This window comes from Bacillota bacterium (assembly GCA_013314855.1).
In the GTDB taxonomy this organism is placed as follows: domain Bacteria; phylum Bacillota; class Clostridia; order Acetivibrionales; family DUMC01; genus Ch48.
On record JABUEW010000226.1, the window covers coordinates 1 to 3325 of the forward strand.

Sequence of the window (3325 nt, forward strand, 5' to 3'; positions counted from 1 at the left end):
CCCGGGAAGATCTCTTGATTAAGCCTGTAGAGGTTGCTTTATGACAAGAAAGCTCCCTGTGGTTACAGCGAAAGAAGTAATCCGGGTTGCGGAACGTATAGGGTTTGTTTTTGACCGGCAAAAGGGGAGCCATGCGGTTTATTACCGGCCGTCGGACAAGCGTCGTGTCGTTGTTCCTGTACATTCGGGTAGAGAACTCAAGCCCAAGACTTTGGTTGGGATTATTGCCGATATGGGGCTGACGGTCGAAGAGTTCAGGAAACTTCTTTAAGAATTAATCTGGTTCAGGTACGTTTTTATGATGAAGACTGACGTGTGGATCAATCAGCAAGCATTGAACTCCTTCACGCGTCTTAAGTTCGTTTGCCAATTCCTTTGTCTGATATTTCTTTAAATCTGTTGATGCCATCCTCGCAACTCCTTTAAGGATTGATGTTTTCTGTAGGAATTATGTCTTCCGTTGGTTTAATAGCATCAAAAAGAGCTATTAAATCTTGTGGAATCTGATTAATATCGCAATAATTGGCTATTGCTTTTGCTATTTCTGCTTTTTTTCTTTCTGAAAGTTTTTCTAAGGCTTCTGCAAATTGGTAATGTGGATTCTCCTTTAACTTTTCTCGGCACTTTTCAATTTCTTCTTTGCTCCATTGATCCTTAACTTGATCACCATAATATTTCATGACGGACTCGTAAATCACGTCAGTATCAAAGGCATCTTCGAACTCCATATATCCTATTTCGAATTTATCGACCCTTCTTTCTTCTTGTAGTTTTTCTAGCAGTTCTTTTGTATTCTTTCGGCGCTTAATGACTAAATCCCTATTAATGTCTTGGTCTACCAGAACCATTAAAGGGATGTCAGCCATAAATTCGATAAGAACTTTCGCTAATTGAGCTAAGTTATCAACGCCGTGAGCATTGATCAAAGTGACAAGTTCACTATCGAGGCTTTTCTTTTTATATTTCTTAAACAAGATAGGGAGCGCAATTTCTTCTGACTCACCTTCGACCAGTAGTATCTTCCTGGTGAAGAATAAATGGGTATTTTCTATACCCAGGGATTTTAACAAATCTTTTACATCATTGTTGTCTTCCAGATACTTGACATTGGTGGCGCCATTTTCCAGACAAAGCATCCTTATTTTGGACGGTTCGATGCTGTTTAAAATAAACGGAGAATGGGTTGTAATAATTACCTGGGCCTCCTGTTTTATTTGTTCTAAAATTTCCATTAATTCGCGTTGTGCTTTCACGTGAAGATGGGTGTCAGGTTCGTCAAAAATGAAAACTTTTTGCTCCATGCCTCTTTCTTTTTCTACTTTATGTCTCAGAAGAGCTAAAGTGGTTCTTCGTTTTGTTCCATCGCCTTTTTTAGCAAATTGAATCTCTTGACCTTCAACTCCTCTAAAACTGGTTGTTACATTTATGGTTTTTGTGATATCGAAAGGTTGATGCTCAATGTCAATAAGGATTTCTTGAACATCAGGAAGAAACTCCCTAATTCTAGGAAGAACTTCTTGATTAATTTCTTTTTGTTTTTCATCTGCAATCATGTTGAGATTCTCTTCGAAAATAGTTTCCAGTTTTTTGTCTGTTCCTTCAACCCTGACGCTCCAGATATTTTTAATAGCTTCCTTTAAATAAATATCTTTAAGAAAACCGTTGATGTCTTCAAAAGTTTTTCCATCCAAGGGGGGAACAGTTAATAACTGCGGCATATCTTTTTCTTTAATCAAAACCTCTTCTTTACAGTTATTTTCTATCTTATTTTTGTTTTCGTCCAGAAACTCAGAAAGTTCCTGTCTTAGGGGATCAAGGGTTCTTCTTTGAGTAGTTTTTCCAAATTGAGCGAGTAGACTTTTAATCTCTTCCTGGCTAAGATCATTAATTTTCTCTTTTTGTGCCAAATACGGGCTTAAAATACCCCAGGATACGGTTTTTTTAATGACTTTATCAATATTATCACCATTGATGGTAAATTCAAAAATATAACTTTCCTCAGAAAAATCGAGCTCCCATCTCATGCATCTTTCTCCGGCATAAAAATCGCTGCGATCGGGCAATGCATTCTTCATCGCCAGATCAATTACTTTAACCAGTGAGGATTTTCCGCTGTCGTTTTCCCCGACAATCACTGTTATGTCGGGTTCGAAACTAATGTGCACATCCTTTAAACATCTGAAGTTTTTAACTTTAATACTCTTTAGTTTCATTATTTTTGCTCCTTTCTTTCTTCTCTTTTCCTTATTGAACTTTTTAAGGGAATAAAGAAATATGTCTAAAAATGTCGACGATAATTAAAAAGCATCAGAACCGCCATATCGGGCGGTTCTGAAAACTAGCCTGGTTTTATAAATACAAAAACTTCTTGCACTTCATTTTAGGTGATAATTCTAATTCCAAATCTAATTCCAAAAGAGCCCCCTTTCTTCCCAATGTCCGAATCACCTATAATCATTATATTACCATTTTAGGATATATCAAGTTATTGTTTCTCAGTTAGAAATTACGTAAAAAAGTTGAGATTTGCTGCTTCTGTTTTTATAACATCCCGAGAGATACAAGAACCGTATAAGCGAAAGTTGTGTGATGATAGCTGAGGAATATACTATGCTTCTTTTTGAGTATGGCGTGACCAGGCCTGGCCAGATGTATCTTGTGGTTCTGCTCAGGCGAGGTAGAAGGGAATGATCACTGGTGTTTAGGTGCATAATCTGCCTTAAGGATTTACCTGATGAAGTGGCTAGCCAGGAGCATATCTTCCCGGAGGCACTAGGTGGAACGTTGGTTATCCACGAAGTCTGCCGGGCATGTAATTCCCGCCTTGGCCGTTTTGTGGACGACCCTCTGGTCAACAACTGGCTCAATGCAGGCTAAGAGGATGGTGCTCAGGCTTCCGGGCAAGAGCGGCCGCGTGCCAAATCCCCTGGAGAAGGGTGTTCTGGCAAATGAGCCAGGGGTCAAGGTACGCTATGAGTTCGACGCTGACGGAAAACCCAAAGGCTGTATGTGATTCCCCAGGTTGGCGCTATCTTCGGCTACGTCAATCTTTTCAACACCTTTGAAGGTTGCGTGGTGCTGAGCAAAGAACCCATGGCTTACGGCCTCGATTGTGATTATGGGGCAATTTATATCGTGGACGTACCTCACCGGCTCACTCATCGGTACAGCCTGGCCGAACTGGTAGCAAACTTCGTAGAACAAGGTGCCGTGGACTGAGATGAGGATCTTATTTTATCCTCGCCAGTGCCCGGTTTACCTCGTTGATGTAAAAATACTCCGGGTCAAACTTTTTGCCGCCAGTATCCTTTTCTGCCCAGAGCAG

Annotated in this window: 4 protein-coding genes; 2 read left to right on the top strand and 2 right to left on the bottom strand. The window is 40.2% G+C overall.

Annotated elements, in window-relative coordinates:
- Positions 1-40: 40 nt before the first annotated feature.
- The gene (locus HPY74_20465; GenBank protein ID NSW92982.1) at positions 41-271 is read left to right on the top strand and encodes a type II toxin-antitoxin system HicA family toxin; all 231 of its coding nucleotides are present in this window, start codon (positions 41-43) and stop codon (positions 269-271) included.
- A 3-nt stretch (positions 272-274) separates the two neighbouring features.
- Here HPY74_20465 and HPY74_20470 read toward each other — a convergent pair whose 3' ends face one another.
- A complete protein-coding gene (locus tag HPY74_20470; GenBank protein ID NSW92983.1) occupies positions 275-409 on the bottom strand; it encodes a BC1881 family protein in 135 nt (44 codons plus the stop codon).
- Positions 410-422: 13 nt separating this feature from the next.
- Positions 423-2213, bottom strand: coding sequence for an AAA family ATPase (locus HPY74_20475; protein ID NSW92984.1), 1791 nt, complete (start codon positions 2211-2213; stop codon positions 423-425).
- A gap of 484 nt (positions 2214-2697) precedes the next feature.
- On the opposite strand from HPY74_20475, the gene HPY74_20480 reads away from it, so the two are divergent.
- Entirely contained in the window at positions 2698-2877 is a 180-nt protein-coding gene (locus tag HPY74_20480; protein ID NSW92985.1) for an HNH endonuclease, read from the top strand.
- The last annotated feature ends 448 nt before the right edge of the window (positions 2878-3325 follow it).

Coding starts and splice junctions, on each gene's coding strand:
- HPY74_20465 (NSW92982.1), top strand. CDS start 41: ATGACAAGAAAGCTCCCTGTGGTTACAGCGAAAGAAGTAATCCGGGTT.
- HPY74_20470 (NSW92983.1), bottom strand. CDS start 409: ATGGCATCAACAGATTTAAAGAAATATCAGACAAAGGAATTGGCAAAC.
- HPY74_20475 (NSW92984.1), bottom strand. CDS start 2,213: ATGAAACTAAAGAGTATTAAAGTTAAAAACTTCAGATGTTTAAAGGAT.